18 protein-coding genes are annotated in these 20427 nt (G+C 65.3%); 8 read left to right on the forward strand and 10 right to left on the reverse strand.

What is annotated here, in order from left to right; all coding sequences use genetic code 11:
• The first annotated feature begins 12 nt into the window (after positions 1 to 12).
• From rlmN to der, 8 genes are all read left to right on the forward strand, one after another.
• Positions 13 to 1176, forward strand: a complete 1164-nt coding sequence (rlmN, locus tag BMZ48_RS08745; RefSeq protein ID WP_091533990.1) for a dual-specificity RNA methyltransferase RlmN — start codon at positions 13 to 15, stop codon at positions 1174 to 1176.
• A 148-nt stretch (positions 1177 to 1324) separates the two neighbouring features.
• Positions 1325 to 2113, forward strand: a complete 789-nt coding sequence (gene pilW / locus BMZ48_RS08750; protein WP_091533993.1) for a type IV pilus biogenesis/stability protein PilW — start codon at positions 1325 to 1327, stop codon at positions 2111 to 2113.
• Entirely contained in the window at positions 2110 to 2997 is an 888-nt protein-coding gene (locus BMZ48_RS08755; RefSeq protein WP_091533996.1) for a helix-turn-helix domain-containing protein, read from the forward strand. The genes pilW and BMZ48_RS08755 overlap by 4 nt, the downstream gene beginning before the upstream one ends.
• A gap of 16 nt (positions 2998 to 3013) precedes the next feature.
• Positions 3014 to 4171 (forward strand): flavodoxin-dependent (E)-4-hydroxy-3-methylbut-2-enyl-diphosphate synthase, encoded by a 1158-nt coding sequence (gene ispG / locus BMZ48_RS08760; protein WP_234981582.1) that lies wholly within the window; start codon positions 3014 to 3016, stop codon positions 4169 to 4171.
• Entirely contained in the window at positions 4168 to 5490 is a 1323-nt protein-coding gene (gene hisS, locus BMZ48_RS08765; protein WP_091533998.1) for a histidine--tRNA ligase, read from the forward strand. Before ispG ends, hisS begins: the two co-directional genes overlap by 4 nt.
• Positions 5487 to 6125 carry a YfgM family protein gene (locus BMZ48_RS08770; RefSeq protein ID WP_091534000.1) on the forward strand — a complete coding sequence of 213 codons (639 nt, stop codon included), beginning with the start codon at positions 5487 to 5489 and terminating at the stop codon, positions 6123 to 6125. Before hisS ends, BMZ48_RS08770 begins: the two co-directional genes overlap by 4 nt.
• Positions 6122 to 7273, forward strand: coding sequence for an outer membrane protein assembly factor BamB (bamB, locus tag BMZ48_RS08775; RefSeq protein WP_091534002.1), 1152 nt, complete (start codon positions 6122 to 6124; stop codon positions 7271 to 7273). The genes BMZ48_RS08770 and bamB overlap by 4 nt, the downstream gene beginning before the upstream one ends.
• Positions 7274 to 7348: 75 nt before the next feature.
• The gene (gene der / locus BMZ48_RS08780) at positions 7349 to 8746 is read left to right on the forward strand and encodes a ribosome biogenesis GTPase Der (RefSeq protein WP_091534005.1); all 1398 of its coding nucleotides are present in this window, start codon (positions 7349 to 7351) and stop codon (positions 8744 to 8746) included.
• Between the two features lie 15 nt (positions 8747 to 8761).
• Here der and BMZ48_RS08785 read toward each other — a convergent pair whose 3' ends face one another.
• From BMZ48_RS08785 to BMZ48_RS08830, 10 genes are all read right to left on the reverse strand, one after another.
• Positions 8762 to 10537, reverse strand: coding sequence for an SLC13 family permease (locus tag BMZ48_RS08785; RefSeq protein ID WP_091534008.1), 1776 nt, complete (start codon positions 10535 to 10537; stop codon positions 8762 to 8764).
• Between the two features lie 93 nt (positions 10538 to 10630).
• Positions 10631 to 11857: an MFS transporter gene (locus BMZ48_RS08790; protein ID WP_091534011.1), complete on the reverse strand. Its 1227-nt coding sequence runs from the start codon at positions 11855 to 11857 to the stop codon at positions 10631 to 10633.
• Between the two features lie 90 nt (positions 11858 to 11947).
• Complete coding sequence (locus BMZ48_RS08795; protein WP_091534014.1) at positions 11948 to 12574, reverse strand: fumarylacetoacetate hydrolase family protein; 627 nt, start codon at positions 12572 to 12574, stop codon at positions 11948 to 11950.
• Positions 12575 to 12643: 69 nt separating this feature from the next.
• Positions 12644 to 14296: a phosphoenolpyruvate carboxykinase (ATP) gene (locus BMZ48_RS08800; RefSeq protein ID WP_091534015.1), complete on the reverse strand. Its 1653-nt coding sequence runs from the start codon at positions 14294 to 14296 to the stop codon at positions 12644 to 12646.
• 150 nt (positions 14297 to 14446) lie between these two features.
• The gene (locus BMZ48_RS08805; protein ID WP_091534016.1) at positions 14447 to 16438 is read right to left on the reverse strand and encodes a methyl-accepting chemotaxis protein; all 1992 of its coding nucleotides are present in this window, start codon (positions 16436 to 16438) and stop codon (positions 14447 to 14449) included.
• Positions 16439 to 16463: 25 nt separating this feature from the next.
• Positions 16464 to 16829, reverse strand: coding sequence for a response regulator (locus BMZ48_RS08810; RefSeq protein ID WP_091534017.1), 366 nt, complete (start codon positions 16827 to 16829; stop codon positions 16464 to 16466).
• Between the two features lie 97 nt (positions 16830 to 16926).
• Positions 16927 to 18258, reverse strand: a complete 1332-nt coding sequence (locus BMZ48_RS08815) for a dihydroorotase (RefSeq protein WP_091534018.1) — start codon at positions 18256 to 18258, stop codon at positions 16927 to 16929.
• 14 nt (positions 18259 to 18272) lie between these two features.
• The gene (locus BMZ48_RS08820; RefSeq protein ID WP_091534019.1) at positions 18273 to 19274 is read right to left on the reverse strand and encodes an aspartate carbamoyltransferase catalytic subunit; all 1002 of its coding nucleotides are present in this window, start codon (positions 19272 to 19274) and stop codon (positions 18273 to 18275) included.
• Positions 19275 to 19364: 90 nt separating this feature from the next.
• Positions 19365 to 19775, reverse strand: a complete 411-nt coding sequence (ruvX, locus tag BMZ48_RS08825; protein ID WP_091534020.1) for a Holliday junction resolvase RuvX — start codon at positions 19773 to 19775, stop codon at positions 19365 to 19367.
• Between the two features lie 82 nt (positions 19776 to 19857).
• Positions 19858 to 20421 (reverse strand): YqgE/AlgH family protein, encoded by a 564-nt coding sequence (locus tag BMZ48_RS08830; protein WP_091534022.1) that lies wholly within the window; start codon positions 20419 to 20421, stop codon positions 19858 to 19860.
• Between the last annotated feature and the right edge of the window lie 6 nt (positions 20422 to 20427).

The following is a 20427-nucleotide window of genomic DNA, read 5'->3' on the forward strand; positions in this document are numbered from 1 at the left end:
GAGTCATCCGGCATGACGCACGCAGCGATCGAAGGCAGTCCAGCGGCAGTGGCCGGACCCGCTCCAGCCGCTTCGCGGTCTGCCGACCGCTGCACGAATCTGTTTGGCCTGGATCGTGAGCAGCTGCGCGCACGCTTTTCCGAAATGGGAGAGGCACCCTACCGGGCCCACCAGGTGATGCAATGGATCTATCGGCGTGGCAAGGCGAGCTTCGATGAGATGTCGAATCTCTCCAGGACGTTGCGCTCGCGGCTCGCTGCGCAGTTCGAGATCCGCACGCCGGAGCTGGTCACCGAGCAGGTGTCGGCCGACGGGACCCGCAAATGGGTCCTGCGGCTGGATGGCGGCAACGCGATCGAAACCGTCTATATCCCGGAAGAGGGTCGCGCGACGCTGTGCATCAGCTCGCAGGTCGGTTGCGCGATGGATTGTTCGTTCTGCGCGACCGCACAGCAGGGTTTCAACCGTAATCTGACAACGGCTGAGATCATCGCCCAGGTGTGGTTTGCCGCGCGTACGCTCGGTGGCGATTTCCAGAACGAGCGCGTCATTTCCAACATCGTTTTCATGGGCATGGGCGAGCCGCTGGCCAACTACGGTGCCGTGTTGCCCGCGATCCGCATCTTGCTCGACGATTTCGGCTTTGGCCTGTCCAAACGCCGGGTGACGGTCTCGACTTCCGGCCTGGTGCCGTTCATCGACCGCCTGCGCGAGGATGTGGACACCGCGCTCGCCGTTTCCCTGCATGCGCCGAATGACGCTTTGCGTGACGAGCTGGTGCCGATCAATCGCAAGTACCCGATTGCCGAGCTGCTCGATGCCTGCCGCCGTTATACGGCAGGCAAGGATCGCAAGACGCACATCGTCTATGAATACGTGATGCTCGATGGCGTCAACGACCAGCCCGAGCATGCACGCCAGCTCGCCAAGCTGCTCGGCGGCATGTCGGCCAAGGTGAATCTGATTCCGTTCAACCCGTTTCCGCAGACCCGCTACCGGCGCTCCAAGCCGGAGGCGATCCAGGCCTTTGCCAAGATTCTGCGCGACAAGCACATCCTGACGACGACGCGCAAAACCCGCGGCGACGACATCGATGCGGCCTGCGGGCAGCTCGTCGGCCGGGTGCAGTCGCGGCAGAAGAACCGGCTGGGCGGTATCCCAGTGGTGGTGCGATGATCCGCAGGCCGCTGACGCGCGCGCTGGTCGCATCCCCGCCTGACGGCGGGGCCCCTGCTCGGGCGCTTGCGCGTCCCTGCGGGCAGCTCGTCGGCCGGGTGCAGTCGCGGCAGAGGAACCGGCTGGGCGGTATTCCGGTGGTGGTACGATGATCCGCAGGCTGATGCGCGCGCTGGTCGCATCCTCACCCCGTGGCGCTGTGGTGGTGCTGCGCGCGGTCTGGATCGCGGGTCTGCTCGTGCTCGCAGCCTGCAGCGGTGCCGGCGTGCGCAACGACAAGGACGCCGCGCGCATCAACACGCAGCTCGGGATCAATTACGCGCAGCGCGGGCAGTATGCAGCGGCTCTGGAGAAGCTCAAGCGTGCGCTGGCGCAGGATGATGCATTGCCCGGCGCACACGCCGCCATCGCTTTCGTCTATCAGAACATGAACGAGTCGGCGAAGGCGGAAAGGCACTATCGCCGCGCGCTGGAGCTGCAGCCCGATGATCCGGCACTGAAGAACAACTTCGGGGTCTTTCTGTGCAGCCGCAAGCGCAGCGAGGAAGCAGAGCGCCTGTTTCTCGAGGCGGCGCGCGATCCACGCTATGGCACGCCGGAGGCCGCCTGGACCAATGCCGGTATTTGTCTGAAGACCCAAGATCCCGGAAAAGCCGAGCGTTACTTCCGCGAGGCATTGCAGATCAAGCCCGATTATCGCGAGGCCCTGGCGCAGATGGCCGGCATCGCGTTCCGCCAGCAGGACTATTTACGTACGCGCGCCTTTTTGCAGCGTTACGATTTGAACAAATCCGCGACGGCCGAGTTGTTGTACATGGCCGTGCGGACGGAAGCCGCATTGGGCGACCTGAGTGCCGCGAAAGCATTTGCGCGGCGGCTCAAGCTCGAGTTTCCCGAGTCGGAAGAGGCCGCATCCACATTCCTGAATCTCGAATGATCACCGAAACGCCGGACGCTCCCTCGTCCACCGATGTCCCGCCACCGCCCTCACCGCCCCCCAGTCCGGGAGCGATGATTCGCGAGGCGCGCGAGCGTGCGCGCCTGTCGCTGGAAGATCTCGCAGCGCACACCAAGCTGGCGCGCAGCACGCTCGAAGCACTGGAGTGCGACGACTACACCGCGCTGCTCGAGCCGGTGTACGTGCGCGGTTATTACCGCAAATGCGCCAAGGTGCTCGAGATCGATGAGGCGCGCCTGATTGCGGCATACAGCGCACGCGTGTCACCCAAGGCCCCCGAGCCGCCTTCGAAACTGCGGCTTGCCTCCGGAACCGAGCTCGGCTCATCCAGTCGGCTGCCGGTGTCGATGGCGGTACTGGCGGCATTCGTCGCCGTCGTCGTCTGTGCGTTGTTGTGGTTTGCGCGCGACGGTTTCGAGCAAACCGTGCCTTCGGCGCCGGTGGTGACGCAGGATCACGCGCCCACTCTGCCGCCGACGCCGGTACCAGAAGTGCCGGCGACCGGTGCCACGAGCGGTTCGGCCGATGCTCCGGCGCCCGTGGTCGAGGCCGCGGGTGCGCAGCAGGACACGCCACAGCCCGCCGCTGCGGGCGCGCCTGCACCGACGGTTGCGCCTGCGAGCGGGACTGTACGCCTGCGCTTCATCCAGGACTCCTGGGTGCGCATCGACGATGCCACCGGCAAGACTCTCGTCAACGACATGCGTCGTGCAGGGACCATACAGGCTTTCGACGGTGCACTGCCGCTTACCGTGTTTCTCGGCAATGCCCCCGGCGTGCAGGTCGAGTACGAGGGGCGCATCATCGATCTGACCCCGCACGTGCGCAGCAACAACACCGCGCGTTTGGTCGTGCCGCAATAGGGGCAAGGCGATGGCGATGACCAGTCATCACCGGATCCTGCGCCGCAAGTCGCGGCCGCTGCGTGTCGGTCGCGTCACCGTCGGCGGCGATGCGCCGATCGCGGTGCAGACGATGACCAACACCGATACCGAGGATGTGTCCGCGACGGTGGCGCAGATCAAGGCCTGTGTGAAGGCCGGCGCCGACATCGTGCGCGTTTCGGTGCCGACGCTCAAGGCAGCCGAGGCGTTTCGCGAGATCAAGAAACAGGTCGGCTACGTGCCGCTGGTGGCCGACATTCACTTCAACTACAAGTGCGCGATCGCCGCGGCCGAAGCCGGTGCGGACTGTCTGCGCATCAATCCCGGCAACATCGGCGGCGATCGCAAGGTTGCCGAGGTCGTGGCCTGCGCCAAGCACCACGGGATCCCGATCCGCATCGGCGTCAATGCCGGCTCGCTGGAGGCCGATCTCCAGGAGAAATACGGCGAGCCCAATGCGGACGCATTGGTCGAATCGGCGCTGCGGCACATCGAGATCCTCAAGCGCCACAACTTCGAAGACTTCAAGGTCTCGCTCAAGGCGAGCGAGGTCTTCATGACGGTGTTCGCCTACCGCAAGCTGGCGACCATGATCGACCAGCCGCTGCACCTTGGCATTACCGAGGCGGGCGGCGCGCGTGCCGGGGCCGTGAAATCGGCGATTGGCCTGGGCATGTTGCTCGCCGAGGGCATTGGCGACACGATCCGCGTCTCGCTTGCCGCCGATCCGGTCGAGGAGGTCAAGGTCGGCTGGGACATCCTCAAGGCTTTGCATCTGCGTAGCCGCGGCATCAATCTGGTGGCTTGCCCGTCGTGTTCGCGACAGAACTTCGACGTGATCAAGGCGGTGCAGGAGCTGGAGTCGCGCTTCGAGGACATCGACGAACCCCTCGATGTGGCCGTGATCGGATGCGTGGTCAACGGCCCTGGGGAGGCGCGCGAAGCGGCCATCGGCGTCGCCGGCGGCTATCCGAATTCGATCTTCGTCGACGGCAAGATCCAGCACAAGGCGCACAATGCCGAGCTGGTTGATGTCCTCGAGCGCCTCGTGCGTGAGAAAATCGCGCAGCGGCGCGCCGCGCGTGCCAATGGCGGCGAAGCGCAAGAGACGCGGGCAGCGGATGCCACGCGCCCATCCGATACCCAACGATGAACAAATTCCAGTCGGTCCGCGGCTTCAACGACGTGCTGCCGCCGGACACCGCGCTGTGGCAACACCTGCACGCGGTGGCCGCGCGTACGTTTGCATCCTATGGTTACGGCGAGATCCGTCTGCCGCTCGTCGAGCATACGGCGCTGTTTGCGCGCTCGATCGGCGAGGTCACGGACATCGTCGAAAAAGAGATGTTCACCTTCAAGGACCGGGAAGGCGACAGCCTCACCCTGCGCCCGGAGGGTACGGCCGGCACGGTGCGCGCAGGTCTGGAACACGGGCTGCTGCACAATCAGCAGCAGCGGCTGTGGTATGCCGGGCCGATGTTCCGCCACGAACGTCCGCAGGCTGGGCGCTATCGCCAGTTTCACCAGCTCGGGGTTGAAGCCTTTGGTATGGCGGGTCCGGACATCGATCTTGAAGTGATCGCACTATCAGCCCGGCTGATGCGCAGCCTCGGCATCGGCGGGTTGACGCTGGAGCTGAACTCATTGGGCAGTGCGCAGACACGCACGGCGTATCGCGCAGCGCTGGTTGAGTTCCTCGAGCGTTACGAATCGTCGCTCGACGCCGATTCGCGGCGCCGCCTGCGCAGCAACCCATTGCGCGTGCTCGATTCAAAGGATCCGCAAACCCAGGAGATCCTGCGCGAGGCGCCGACACTGCTCGATGCGCTCGACGATGCGTCGCGGGCGCATTTCGACGGTTTGCGTCAGGGACTCGAGGATCTTGGGATCGCGTACACGATCAATCCGCGTCTGGTGCGCGGACTCGATTACTACAGCCGCACCGTGTTCGAGTGGACCACCGATCGGCTCGGTGCGCAGGCAACGGTGTGCGCCGGTGGGCGTTACGACGGCCTGGTCGAGCAGCTCGGCGGCGCGCCGACACCGGCGGTGGGTTGGGCGAGTGGCGTGGAACGCCTGATCCTGCTGATGAAGGCGCAGGGTTTGACAGCGCCGGATCCGGCTCCCCATGTCTATCTGTGTGCACTCGGAGAGGCTGCGCAGCGCCAAGCGCAGCGTCTCGCCGAGCGCCTGCGCGATGCCTTGCCCTGGTTACGCCTGGCGGTCAATGCCGGTGGCGGCAAACTCGCTGCGCAGCTCAAGCGCGCCGACCGCAGCGGTGCGGCGCTGGCCCTGATCCTCGGCGAAGCCGAACTTGCGGCCGCCAGCATTCAAGTAAAATCCCTGCGTGCGGCCCACCGCGAGGCCAGAGAATCCACACCCGAACAGCAGCAGGCCGTGCCCTTGGCGGAACTGCCGCAGCGGCTTTCCGGTCTGCTCGAAGCAGAACACTTGATGAGAAACCACCCGTGACCACGCATTTCGAAGACGAAGACCAGGCCGAACGCCTCAAGCAGTGGTGGAAAGAAAACTGGCTGGCGCTCGCTGGGGGTCTGGTGATCGGTCTTGCGGCGATTTTCGGCTGGGAAGCCTGGCAGTCGCATCAGGACCGTCGCGCTCAGCAGGCCTCACGCATGTACGAGGATCTCAAGAAAGCGATCGCCGATGCCCGTGCGCAAGAAGCCGTGCGCATCGGCGATGCGCTCGTCGCTGAATACGCCGGCACCCCTTATGCCGCCGGTGCGGCCTTGTTTCTTGCCGCCGAGGCCTTCAAAAACGGCAAGCCGGACGAAGCCTTGGTGCGTCTGCGCTGGGTGCGCGAGAAGGCGTCCGATCCGGGGCTGCGGCAGGTTGCGCGCCTGCGCGAGGCACGAGTGCTCTGGCAGCAGAACCAGCTCGATGCCGCGCTGCGCTTGCTCGACGGCGACATGGGTGAGTTCACCGCGCTCGCCGAGGAACTGCGCGGTGACATCCATCTCGCGCAAGGCGATCGCGCCGCTGCACGCGCGGCTTATGAGAAAGCCCTGACCGCAACCGCGGAAGATCCGGCGGCGCGCGCGGGCCTGCAGCGCAAGATCGACGATCTCGCCGACGTGGTGCAGTCGTGAGACCGGGCGTGCTGGTTCGTGTGCTGCTCGTGGCGGCGCTCGTGGGGAGCCTTGGCGCCTGTTCCAAAGACGGCAAGGTGCGCGAGCCGGCCGAGTTGCAGGACATCGTCAATCCGCAGCTGCGTTTATCCACGGTGTGGACGGCGCGCGCCGGCGAGGGGAGCGGCAAGTACCGTGCATCGCTGGATGTCACCGTCGCCGAGGATGCGGTCTATGCCGCCGAGGTGGGCGGTCGCGTTTATGCCTTCGATCCCAACACTGGTGCCCGCCTGTGGGTGACCGACACCGATGCCCGCGTGATTTCCGGGCCGAGCGTGTCCGGCAATGCGGTGCTGGTCGGGACGATGGAAGGCGAGGTCATTGCGCTCAAGCGCGCGGATGGTGCGCCATACTGGCGCAGCACGATTTCCAGCGAGGCGCTGGCCACGCCGGTTGGCGATGGCAACCTGGTCATCGCCCGCGCCGGCGATGGTCGTGTCCACGCACTGTCGGCGGTCAGCGGCTCTGCGCTGTGGATGTTCGAGCGCACGGTGCCGAGCCTGACCTTGCGCGGCCTGGGCAAGCCGGTGATCGACGGGAATCGGGTGTTCGTCGGCATGGACAACGGCCGCGTCGCGGCGCTGCGCATGGCCGATGGCCAACCGATCTGGGAGCAGGCCGTCGCTGCGCCGAGCGGGCGCAACGAGCTCGAGCGCTTGACCGACATCGATGGCGCGTTATTGCTCGATGGCGGCGAACTCTACGTGGCCAGCTACGGCGGTGAGGTGGCCTGTCTCGATGGCGATACTGGCCAGGTGCTGTGGCGGCGGGCAGTGAAGAGTTACACCGGCCCGACCCGCATCGGCGATATCATCGTCGTGAGCGACGAGTCCGGCGTGGTCTGGGGGCTCGACGCCACGACCGGTGCCGCGGCCTGGAAGAACGAAGACTTGAAGTACCGGCGGTTGTCGCCGCCGGCGGCTTTTGCCGAGCGCATCGTCGTCGGAGACTATGAGGGGTATTTGCACTGGCTGGACCCGAAGGACGGCCGTCTTGTTGCGCGTGCGCGCGCGGGCCGCGATCCGATCCAGGCGGTGCCGGTGGCGGATGGGGCGTTGTTGTATGTACTCGATACCGCCGGCCGGCTCGCGGCCATCCGCGCCGACTGACCGATTTTGCCCACTGGCGCGAGGCGGGCTCAGGCCCGCCTTTTTCGTTGAGCGTGCTTTGCGGACAATGCACCGATGAGCGACAAACTCCCCACGATCATACTCGTCGGCCGCCCGAACGTCGGCAAGTCGACGCTGTTCAACCGCCTGACCGGGACGCGCGATGCGCTGGTCGCCGATCTGCCGGGACTCACCCGCGATCGCCAGTACGGCACGGCGGTGTTTGAGCACCGTGCCTTCGTTGTCGTCGATACCGGCGGATTGATGCCGGAATCCCAGGATCCCCTCGCCGCACTGGCCGAAGATCAGGCCAGGCTCGCGCTCGACGAGGCGGATCACGTCCTCTTCGTCGTCGATGCGCGATCTGGATGTACGCCATCGGACGAGGCCATCGCGCGGTATCTGCGCAGGCTCGGCAAACCCTTGACGCTGGTCGTCAACAAGGCGGAGGGTCAGCCGCCGGCGCAGGCCGCTGCCGATTTCTTCCGGTTGGGTTTGGGTGAGCCGCAAGCGGTCTCGGCCGAACACGGCCACGGTCTGCCGGCGTTGCTGCGGCGCGTGCTGGCGGATCTGCCGGTCGTCGCGGCCGAGCCTGCGGATGAGGACGGCGTCGTACGCGTGGCCATCGTCGGCCGCCCGAACGTCGGCAAATCCACGCTGGTGAACCGCCTGATCGGCGAGGAGCGGCTGCTCGCCGCCGATGTGCCAGGGACGACACGCGATGCGATTGTCGTGCCGTTTGCGTACGAAGGGCGTCCTTACCAGCTGATCGATACTGCTGGCGTGCGTCGGCGCGCGCGCATCTGGGAGGGTGTCGAGAAACTCTCGATCGTGAAAACACTGCAAGCGATCGAACGCGCGCATGTGGTCATCGCCGTCGTCGATGCACAGGCCGATATCGGCGAACAGGATGCCCGCCTGATGGGCCTGATCGCGCAGCGCGGCCGTGCGATGGTGCTGGCGGTGAACAAATGGGATGGCCTTACCCCCGATGCGCGCGAGCAGGTGCGCTACCAGATCGGCCTGAAGCTGCCCTTCCTGGACTATGCGCCGACGCTTTTCATCTCGGCGCGGCACGGCTCGGGTCTGGGCGAACTGATGCGCGCGGTGCAGGCGGCTTACGACTCGACGATGCGCGAGCTGCCGACAGGGGAGATCAACCGGGTACTGGAACAGGCGGTCGAGGCGCATCCGCCTCCGGCGGTGCTCGGCCGGCGCATCAAGCTGCGCTATGCCCACCAAGGGGGTCGCAATCCGCCGCGCATCGTCATTCACGGCAACCAGACCGAGAAACTGCCGGCGGCGTATAAGCGTTACCTCGCGAACCGTTTCCGCGAGGCCTTCAACCTCACGGGTGTGCCGCTCCTGCTGAGCTTCAAGACCGGCGACAACCCATTCAAGGACAGGCAGAACACACTGACTGCGCGCCAGATCAAGAAAAAACGGCGGCTGATGGCACACGTCAAGCGCTGAGCATGCCCGCACGGCTCAGGCATCGAACGGCCACACCCGGGGGATGATCGCGACCGCGACGCCCCACAGCAGCAGTTGCAGAGGAATGCCGACCTTGAGGAAATCGGTGAAACGGTAACCGCCCGGGCCGAACACCATCAGATTGGTCTGATAGCCGAGCGGTGTCGAAAAACTCGCGGATGCCGCCATCATCACGGCGTAGACAAAGGGCAGAGGGCTAACGCCGAGCTCTTCAGCTGCAGCCATACAGATCGGGAACATCAGCACTGCCGCGGCGTTGTTGGTGATCATCTCGGTGAGCAGCATCGTCATCAGATACGCCAGGGCCAGAACCCACAGCGGATTCTCACCGGGAATGGTCAGCAATAACCCTGCGATCTCGGCGGCGGCGCCGGTGACTTCGAGCGCCTTGCCGAGCGCGAACGAGCAGGCGATCACCAGCAGCACCTGGGTGTCGATGCTCTTGCGGGCAGCCGTGACGCTGACGCAGCCCAGTGCGACACTGGCCGCGGCGCCGAGCAGGGCCGCGGTCACCATCTCGACCCAGCCGAAGGTCGCGGTGAGAATCACGGCGGCGAGAATCCCCCAGGCGCGCAGGGCGTGGTCGAAACGCGGAACCTCGGAGTCGGCGACGTCGCTGACGAGCAGAAAGTCTGGAGAGTGCCGGTGCCGTTCCACCCAGACCGGACGCGCTTCGAGCAGCAAGGTATCGGCGGGCTTGAGCACGACGTCGCCCAGGCCGCCGCGCACGCGTTGGCCGTCGCGGGCGACGGCGATGACGGAGGCGCCGTAATACGTGTGGAAACGGCTGTCGCGCAGGGTTTTGTTGATCAGCGGGCAGCGGGTCGAGATCACGACCTCGACGAGCTTGCGCTCCGGGTACTGTTTGGCGATCGCGGCATCGTTGCCATTGAGCGGGGTGCGCAGGCCGCGGATGCGTTGCAGCTCGACGATGGCATCGACATCGCCGGCGAACACGAGACGGTCGTTGCCCAGCAGGCGTTCGCTCGACCCAACCGCCGGAATGATCCGACCCTCGCGCTCGATTTCGATCAGGAACAGGCGGCCCAGGTGGCGTAACCCGGCCTCGGCGATCGTTTTGCCCACCAGTGGCCCGTCGTTCTCGACGATCATTTCGACCGTGTACTCGCGGGGGTTCTCGAAGGCGCTGGTGCCGGGTTTGCGCTCCGGCAACAGGCGCTGGCCGATCGTCATCATGTACAGCATGCCGACCAGCGCAGTCGGGATGCCGATCCAGGCAATGTCGAACATGCCCAGATCGGGATTGCCACGGCTGGTCCACAGGCCGTTGACGACGAGATTGGTCGAGGTCCCGATGAGCGTGCAGGTGCCGCCCAAAATGGCGGCGTAACTCAGCGGCATCAGCAGCTTGGAGGCAGGGAACTGGTTGCGCTTGGCCCAGGAGAGGATTGCCGGCAGGAAGGCTGCAACGATCGGTGTGTTGTTGATGAAGGCCGACAGGCCGACGGTAGGCGCCATGACCCGCAGCTGCGCGAGCGACAGCCGCCGTGGGCGTCCGAGCAGCTTCTGAACGACGAGATCGATCGCCCCGGTATCACGCAGTCCGGCGGCGACGACATACATCGCGGCAACGGTGATCATGCCCTCGTTGGAAAAACCACCGAGCGCCTGCTTGGGATCGAGCACGCCCAGCGCAAGCAGCGCGAGCATGGCCAGAATCAGAACCAACTCGGCGGCCAGTTTTTCGCTGATCAGCAATGCGAGGGTGAGAAAAAGTACGCCCAGCGTGATCCAGGCCTGTAATTCCATGGGTAGAGACGTGGTGGTGACGTAAAAGTCGGTGGCAAGACCGGCGCGTTACGATAACAGCTCCGCTGGGTTGTGCCCTATGCATCCGGACACTCAAGCCCTCTGCATCGACCAGACGCGGGCGAGTTCCGGCGGGTCGGATCGGCGGTCGAGCCGATGGATCAAGAACAAACAGCCGGCCGCGGAAATCACGGTTGCGCTCGCAAACAGCGCGCGATATCCCGCATGCTCGGCGAGCCATCCGCCGCTGATGGTGGCCGCGCCATGGCCAAGCACCAGCGCACAGGCCAGCAGCGTATAGTCGGTGCTGGCGTGATCGGGAGCGCAGGCGTCCATCATCAAGGTGAACAGCGCGACCACGGCCATGCCGCCGAGGAGATGTTCGGCGACGCAGGCGATGGCTACACCGGACAGTCCGCCGATTCCGAAGCTGGTGAGGGCATAAACAGCCAGCGCGCCGGCCTCCAGCAAGCCGGCAACCAGCAGAGCCGTGCGCCGTCCCAGGCGCCAGGTGAGCCAGCCGCCGAGGGCCGCGCCCGCCAGCGTGGCCGCCGAGCCGAGAGTGCCCTTGATCAGTGCGATTTGTTCCTTGCCCATGCCCATGTCGTGCAGATAGGGGCCGACCATTCCAGACCCCATCGAATTGCCGAACTTGTAAACGCAGATCAAGGCGATGAACGTCGGAATCCCAGGGCGGCGCAGGCGCATCCACCAACCGGCCATGAGCTGTCGCCATGCCGGTGGGGCCGCGCCGGGGCGATGCGCAGGCGGTGTGCGCAGACCAAGCACCGGGATCACCGTGCAGGCCAGCAGCCCCGCCATGGTCAGGCACATCGCGGTCCAGCCGTATCGTGCAAAAACCCACAGCAGCAAACCGCCGCCCAGAATCATCCCGAGCCGATAGCCGCCGACTTGCAGGCCATTGCCGAGGCCGCGCTCGACGGGTGAGAGCAGCCTCACTGCAAGTCCGTCGGTGGCGATGTCCTGGGTTGCGGCGATGAGGTTGAACACGAACAGGACGAGCAGTAAAAGACCCAGGGTGCCGGTGAGATCGAATGAGCCGATCGCCAAGGCAACGGCCACCGCGGCGAGCTGCAGCACCAGCAGCCACTGTCGGTATGTGCCGATATGGTCGACCAGCGAAGCCCACGCAAACTTCAGTGCCCAGGGTGCGAACAGCAGCGAAGTCGCTCCGATCGCAGTCAGCGACAGGCCTTGCTCACGTAGCAGCACCGGCAAGGCCTGGGTAAAGAACCCGTAGGGCAGTCCCTGGGCCAGATAAAGACTGCCCAGCAGCCAGGCTTTGCCGGCGGGGCTCATGTCGCTCTCGTCTCCACACGGGTCATTCGCGGCATGACCGGCTCGGAATGATGATGCCAAGTTCCTTTATCATGCGCGCAGGGCACGCGCTCAGAGACAGCGCCACGCAAAACGACCGATCGCGGGGCTCTCGAGCACGATACGATCACGCGGTTTGAGCGGTCCAACGCCCTTGGGTGTGCCGGTGTAGATCACATCGCCCGGCGCCAGCGCCCAAGTCTGCGACAGGATATGGATCTGGCGTGCCACCGGAAACAGCATGTCCCGGGTACGGCCGTGCTGGCGCAGTTTGCCATTGACGTGGCAGGTGAATTCGATGGCCTGCAGATCTTGCTCGAGATAGGGTTGGAAGCTGCCCAGGGGCGCGGCGCCGTCGAAGGCCTTGGCCAGTTCCCAGGGTTTGCCGTGGGCTTTGAGAGTGGTCTGCAGTTCGCGCAGCGTCAGGTCCAGGCCGAGTGTGATGCCGCCGACCCAGTTCAATGCATCGTCCAGCGGAATGTCGCGTCCGCCGCCGGTGAGCTGCACGACCAGTTCGGCTTCATGGTGGACCTCGCCGCGACCACGCGGCAGCACGATCGGCTCACCCTCGGGCACGACGCAGCTTGGTGGTTTCATGAAAACGACGCAGTCGCCGTCGGCGGCGTGTCCGAGGTGGGCCAGTTCCTGTACATGCTCAGCGTAGTTCTTGCCGATGCAAAAGATGCGGTTGATGCGCATGGCTGCCAGTCGCCGTAAAGAACAACGGCTGCCGAAGCAGCCGTCATTCGGATCACGTTGGATCTCCCGTTAGATGCGTTCTTCGATGCCGAAGTCCGCAAAGCCTTTCTTCCTGAAATTCTCGCGGAACATGTCGCGCAGCTTGATGGCCTGCGCGTCATAGGCCGCCTTGTCGGCCCAACCGTTGCGCGGATTGAGCATTTCGCTCGGCACGTCGGGGCAGGCCGTGGGCATTTTCAGATTGAGGATCGGATGCGTCTCGGTGGGTACGTCGTCGAGTTCGCCATTGAGCGCGGCATTGAGCAGGGCGCGCGTCATACGGATCGAGATGCGCTTGCCGACGCCGTAGGGCCCGCCCTGCCAGCCGGTGTTGAGCAGGATGCAGCGGGCCTTGTGCTGCTGCATTTTCTCGGCGAGCAGCCTGGCATAGACGTTCGGCTTGTGCGCCATGAACGGGCCGCCGAAGCAGGCCGAGAACGTCGGTGTCGGTTCAGTGATGCCGACCTCGGTGCCGGCGACGCGCGCAGTGAATCCCGAGACGAAGTGGTACATCACGTCCTTGGGTTCGAGGATCGCGATCGGCGGCAGCACGCCGAAGGCATCGGCGGTGAGCAGGACGATGGTCTGCGGATGCGGCCCGCGTCCATTGGGCATGACGTTCGGATTGGCGCTCAGCGGGTAGCTGAAGCGCGTGTTCTCGGCGATCGAGGCGTCGCTGAGATCGAGCTCGTCCGGGTGGCACTCTTCCATGCGCTTGCCCGGCAACGGTGGCACGTTTTCGATGATCGTGCCCGGTTTGGACAGGGCCGCGGCGATGACCGGCTCGGCCTCCTTGTCGAGGTTGATCAGCTTGGCATAACAACCGTCTTCGAGATTGCACAGACCGTTGTCGGACCAGATCGTCTCGTCGTCACCGATCAGGCGGCGGTTGGGATCTGCAGAGAGAGTGGTTTTGCCGGTGCCGGACAGACCGAACAGGATCGCGGCGTCACCTTTTGCGCCGACGTTGGCCGAGCAATGCATCGACAGGCGACCCTCGAGCGGTAGCAGGAAGTTGCCAACCGTGAAGATCGTTTTCTTGACGACACCGCAGTAGTCGGCGCGCCCGGCGACCAGGCAGATCTTGTTGCGCGTGTCGATGACGATCGCGGCTTCGGATCGGCAGCCGTCGCGTTCGGGTTCACACCAGAACGAGGGGACGTTGAGCATCGTCCAGCGACGTGCATCGGCATCTTTCACGCCGATCAACCCTTTCGGGAACATGTTGTGGGCGAACATCGCGTGTGTGGCGTATTCGCCGACGAAGCGATAGGGCACGGCGAACTCCGGATCCGAGCCCATGAAAACGTCTTGCACATACAGCGAGGCCCGCTTGGCGTTGAGGTGATCGACCACACGCTTGAGCAGGCCTTGGTACTTCTGCGGATCGTAGGGGTTGAGGTCGGCCTTGAACCAGATCTGATCGGCGACCTCGGGCCACTTCACGGCATACGTGTCTTTGGTGCGGCGGCCGGTGCAATCCGGATCGGTGTAGTAGACCAGCGGGCCGTTGACTCCGAGTTTGGTCGGAAAGGCTTTCTGCTCATTCGATGGTCCGTCGCGACGGACCCGGCCACGGTCGTTGGCGATGGCCTCGTGGAACAGCTCTTCTTTCGAGAGGTTGTATTTGTAAGTGACGGTTTTCAGTCCGAAGAGCTTTTCAAGATCAGCCTGGAAGGTCATGCACACACCTCAAATGGCGGGGAAGCCGGTAGGGTCCGGGCCCAAAAGAAGCGCAAATGGTAAGGAGGGGGGGGCGGGGAGGCAAGCGCCAAAGCGCCGGATCCGGTGGTCCGGCACGACAATGACACTGACCCCTGTGAAGGGCGGCGCTCAGCCGGTTTCAGGCAGCTTGAAGCCGGCCACCGATTCACGCAGCTTGATCGACAGGGCGTTGAGTTCCTCGACCGCGTTCGCCGTCCGGTTGGCCGACCCCGAGGTCTGGATGGCGATGTCGCGAATGACCTGCATCGTGCCGGCAATCTTGGTCGCCTGTGCGGATTCTTTGCGCGCGGCGGCAGAAATCTCGGTGATGAGCCGGGCGAGTTCCTGCGACGAGGTCTCGATCCTGGTCAGCGCCTGGCCCGCTTCCTCGGCGCTCTTGGCGCCGACGACCACGTTCTGCGTCGAGCGCTCCATCGAGATGATCGCCTCGTTGGTGTCGGCCTGAATCGTCTTGACCAGGGTTTCGACCTGGCGCGTCGCGTTGGCTGCGCGCTCGGCGAGGCGCTGGACTTCGTCGGCGACGACCGCAAAACCGCGGCCCGCCTCGCCGGCCATTGCCGCCTGGATCGACGCGTTGAGCGCGAGCGTGTTGGTCTGTTCGGCGATGTCGTTGATGAACTCGATGATGTTGCCGATTTCCTGTGAGGATTCGCCCAGGCGCTTGATGCGCTTGGACGTGTCCTGGATCTGTTCGCGCAGCGCGGTCATTCCCTGGATCGTGCGGTTCACCGTCTCGGCGCCGTTGTGCGCGATTTGCACCGATTGCTGCGCCTGCTGTGCCAGTTTCTCCGCGTTTGCGGCGACTTGCTGCATCGACTGCGAGGTGGCGGTGATGGTGTTCGTGACCGCTGCGATTTCTTTGGCCTGGCGCTCGGAAGCCTCATTCATGCGCAACGCGGTTTCCTTGGTGCTGGATGCGGCGTTGGCGATTTCCACCGAGGTCGAATTGATCGTGCCGACCAGGTTGCGCATGTTCTGCACGGTGTAGTTGATCGAGTCCGCGATTGCGCCGGTGAAGTCTTCGGTCACCGTCACGTCCACGGTCAGGTCGCCGTCGGCGAGATTCGTGATTTCATCGAGCAGCGACAGAATCGCCTGCTGCTGCTTGGCGTCGCGCTCTTCGGCAAAGCGCAGGCGCGAGCGTGTCGCGCGCACGGTGAAGACGATGAACGCGACCAGCAGCACGATGGCCAGACCGCCAGAGACGGCGACGACGATCGGCAGGATCACCTGGCGCACGCGGGTGTCGAGCAGGCGCTGCTCCAGCGCCTTGGCGGTGGCGATGACGTTGGCGGCGACACCCTGCAACTGGCCGGCGGCGATCTGCAGACGGTCGACCGCCTCGGCGTTCTCCAGCAGCGATTCGCTGGCCGTGACGACCTGGGCGAAACGTTCACCGGCCTCCCGCGCCAGCGGGCCGACTGCGGGATCGGCGAGCAGCTGCTGGTTGATCTGCATAAAGTTGCGGACCTCGGCGTCCAGTGCCTGGATCGTTGCCGCGGCATCGCGACCACGAGTCAGCACCGCGCGGGCTTCGGTGGCGATGCGTTCCAGACGTACCAACTGTGCAATGGCCGGATTCTGTCCGCCACGGCTACCCAGGCGCTCGGCGATGCGTTCGTAGATTTTGAAGACGTCGTCGCCACTGTCGGCATGGATCGCCTGGACGATCATCCCGGCGCTGGATGCAGCCTGGCGCCAGGCCTGTTCGCCGTCGAGCACGGTCTGCACCGTGCTTTTCATCTGGTTCCACGCATTGGCGACTTCGGTGACTTCCGGCTGTACCACCGCCGGCGCCGCGGGGATGCCGGCGTCGTCGTCACCCTGGATCAGGGCTTGTACCGAGAGGTCGAGATCCTCGACGCGCGCCGACAGGGTCAGGAAGTCGGGCGTCAAGCCGCGCGTCGCGGTTTCGCCGACATCGACGATCTGGCCGATGTCGTTGGAGATCTGCCGTGCGATCTCGACCCAGGTTTCATCGCGCGTATCGGTGCGCTGGATCGAATAAAAGCCGGCCATCGCGACCATCATGAGGATCACCGCGGTGATCAGCGTCGCCAGTTCGCGCCGGCTTCCCCGGACTCTTCTTTTTTCTGCCATGACTCCCCCTGGTACCAGCCAGCGTTCAGCGGCCGAGCACGATATTGATCTTGGCCAGCAGATCGGCCTCCTTGACCGGCTTGACCAGATACTCCTTGGCGCCCTGGCGCAAGGCCCAGACGCGGTCGGTTTCCTGGCTCTTGCTGCTGACCACGATCACCGGGATGTGCGCGGTCGCCGGATCCTTGGACAATGTGCGGGTGGCCTGGAAACCGTTCACGCCGGGCATGACCACGTCCATGATCACCACGTCCGGCTTTTCTGCGCGGACCCGCGCGATCGCATCTTCGCCCGTGGTGGCTTCGGACACGATGTGCCCCGCTTTCTGCAGCATGCCGCGCAGGTTCTGAACGTCGGTGGGCGAGTCATCTACGATCATCACGCGTGCCATAGTGTTTTCCCTTCCGCCGCGGCGGAGGCCTCCGGAAAGAATCGATTGGTTGCGGACTTTATACCAAGGGATGCTGCACGAGCCAAAGGGCGTGTTTTCAGCCCCGGCTGGCGGTGAAGACCTCGCGCCCCGCATGGAAGGTGCGCAGCACCCGTCCGTGCAGGCGGCGGCCGATGAAGGGGCTGTTGCCACCGGCGCTGTACATGCGGTCGCGGTGCAAGACCCAGCGAGCCTCGGGATCGACGAGAACCAGATCCGCCGCCTGTCCGACGGCGATGCGCCCGCCGTCGATGCCGGCGATCGTCGCCGGCGCGCTGGTCAGCCGCGCGAGCGCCTGCAGCGGTGTCAGCCAGCCTTCATGCACCAGCGCGAGTGAGAGCGGCAACAGGGTTTCCAGCGCCGAGATGCCCGGCTCGGTCATCGGGAAAGGGTTGATCTTGGCGTCGGCCTCGTGGGGTTGATGGTCCGAGCAGATCGCATCGATGACCCCGCTTTTGACTGCTGCGCGCAGCGCATCGCGGTCCGCGGTCGAGCGCAGGGGCGGTATCACGTGGCAGAGCGGATCAAAACCGTCCACATCGGCATCGGTCAGGTGCAACTGGTGCGCGGCGACGTCCGCCGAGACCGGCAAGCCGCGGCTGCGTGCCGATTCGATCAGCTCGGCGCCGCGTGCGGTGGACAGTCGGCAGAAATGCACGCGTGCGCCGGTGTCTTCGACCAGCGAGATCCAGAACCGCAGCGATGCAACCTCGGCGGCGACGGGGATCGGCGCCAACCCCAGGCGCGTCGCGACCGGGCCTTCATGGGCACACCCGCCGGCCGCGAGCGCCATGTCCTGCGCAAAGACGTGTACGGTCAGATTCAAGCCCTTGGCGTATTCGAGGGCGCGGCGTGCGATGCGCGAATCCGGCATCGGGCCGTAGGCGTTGCTTGCGCCGACGGCGCCCGCGGCCTTGAGTGCGGACAGTTCGGCGAGCGCTTCGCCTTTGAGATCCTTGGTCAGTGCGGCCAGGCCGTGCACGGTGACGCCGCCGTGCTGCTGGGCGATGCGCTGCAGACGGATCAGCATCGCCGGGGTATCGATCACCGGCTGGGTGTCGGGTGGGATCACGACGTGGGCGATGCCGCCGGCCTGTGCCGCTCGTGTCTCGGTCGCGAAGCTGGCCTTGTGCGTCTGCCCCGGCTCGCGGAAGCGCGCGCACAAATCGACCAGTCCCGGGATTAACCAGCAGCCGCGCGCATCCACGGCGCGGGTACTGGCATCGGCGACCGCGCCTTCGCCGATCGCGGCGATGCGCCCGTCGCGCAGCAGCACCGGCACGACCGCGTCGAAGCCGCTCGCCGGGTCGAGCACGCGCGCGTTGCGGATCAGCACCGGTCCATCGCTTGCGGCGGCCGTGCGCTGCGCGATCGCCGACCATTCTTTCATTTTCGGGACCCGGCTCATCGCGTGCTCCGGCGCCGTGGGCGTGTGCGCACACTGGCTTGGCCGAGAATCATCGCCATCACCGCCATGCGCACGGCGATGCCGTGGCGGACCTGTTGCAGAATCAGGGACTGTGGACCATAGGCGACGTCGCCCTCGATTTCGACGCCGCGGTTGATCGGCCCCGGGTGCATGATGATGGCATCCGGACGCAAGGCACGCGCCCGTGCGCGGGTGAGTCCGAAATCGCGGTGGAATTCGCTCATCGACGGCAGGTAGGCGCCGAGCATGCGTTCCTTCTGTAGCCGCAGCAGGATCACCACATCGACACCGTCGATGCCCTCGTCCATGTCGTGGTGTACGCTCACGCCCATCTGCTCGATGCCGGCCGGGACCAGCGTCGGTGGCGCGACCACGCGGATGTCGGTCGTTCCCAACGCCCGCAGGCCGTGGATGTCCGAGCGGGCGACGCGCGAGTGCAGCACATCGCCGACGATGGCCACCCGCAGCTTGCGGAAACAGTCGATGTCCGGACCTTTGTAGCGGCGGATGGTGAACAGATCGAGCAGCCCTTGCGTGGGGTGGGCGTGGCGCCCGTCGCCGGCATTGAGAATCGCAACGCCCGGCGCTGCATGCTGCGCGAAGAAATGCGCGGCGCCGGATGCTTCGTGGCGCACGACGAACATGTCGACCTGCATCGCCTCCAGCGTCTTGAGGGTGTCGAACAGGGTCTCGCCCTTGGAGGTGCTCGACGCGGCGAGCTGCAGGTTGAGCACGTCGGCCGACAGGCGTTTGGCTGCGAGCTCGAACGTCGTGCGCGTGCGTGTGCTCGGCTCGAAGAACAGGTTGACGACCGTGCGCCCGCGCAACAGCGGCAGCTTCTTGTCCGGGCCGCGTAGAGAGTGCTCGAGTTCCTCGGCGGTATCGAGGATCTCGGTCAACAATTCGGCGCCCAGACCCTCGAGCGTGAGCAGATGACGCAGGCGGCCACGGCTGTCGAGTTGGAGTTCGGGACTCATGCTGGGCGCGTATTCTGGACTTTTGCCGGGCGCAACGAAAGGCGCGCCGGCAGCGATCCTGCGCAGCCGGGCGCAGCCGACGCATGTCGCTTACCCGTGCACATCCAGCCACTGTTGCAGGATCACCCGTGCCGCCTGGATGTCCCGATCCCCTTTGCGCACGCGCCGCGTCATCCGTCCGCTGGAGCGGGCCTCGCGCAGCCAGTCGTCGGCGGCACGTGAGCTGTAGCGCTCGTCGATCAGATGTACCGGCAGGTGCAGCCGCTCACCGAGTTCGGCGGCGAAGCGACGGGCAGCAGCGGTGATGGACTGCTCGGCACCCTCTTCGTCGAGCGGCAGGCCGACGATCAGCGCGCGCGGACGCCACGCGGAGACGAGCCGGGTGATCGCCACCCAGTCGCCCCTGGCAACCGTCGCCAGGCCGCGCGCGGTGCGTGTCACGCTGTCACCGACGGCGATGCCGATGCGCTTCTCGCCATAATCGAATGCCAGATAGATCATGCCGGCAGTTTCCGGATCCAGATCCTCGGGGGCCACCCCGGTCTTTCCAGTCGGCAGCGACTGGCTGCGTGGTGGGGTCGTTTTATGCGTGTCCGGCGGCGCCGGTGAGCTGCGTGACATCGACGCCGAGCAGCCGGGTCGCCGCCTGCCAGCGGTCGCGCACCGGGGTGCGGAACAGGATTTGCTCGTCGACGGGGGTATGCAGCCAGGCGTTGTGCAGGATTTCGTCTTCGAGCTGGCCTGCCCCCCAACCGGCATAGCCGAGCACGACGAAGTAATCCGCCGGCCCTTCACCCCTGCCGATCGCGCGCAGGATGTCGCGCGAGGTCGTGATGTACAGTCCGCGCGCCAGGGTCATGCAGGATTCCCAGCCGCCCGGCTCACGGTGGATCACGAAGCCGCGCTCGGGCTGGACCGGACCCCCCCAGTAGACGAAGGCCTCGCGATCGACGTTCTCATGCTCCAGGCCCATCTGCTCCATCATCTCGACGAGCCGCAGATCGGTCGGGCGGTTGATGACCAGGCCGATCGCGCCGCTGTCGGTGTGCTCGCACAGCAGCGAGACCGTCTGGCGGAAGTTCTCGTCCTCGAGGCTAGGCATCGCGACGAGGAACTGGTTGGCGAGGAAGACCGCGGATTCGCTCATGCCTCC

The organism is Fontimonas thermophila (assembly GCF_900113085.1).
GTDB lineage: Bacteria > Pseudomonadota > Gammaproteobacteria > Nevskiales > Nevskiaceae > Solimonas > Solimonas thermophila.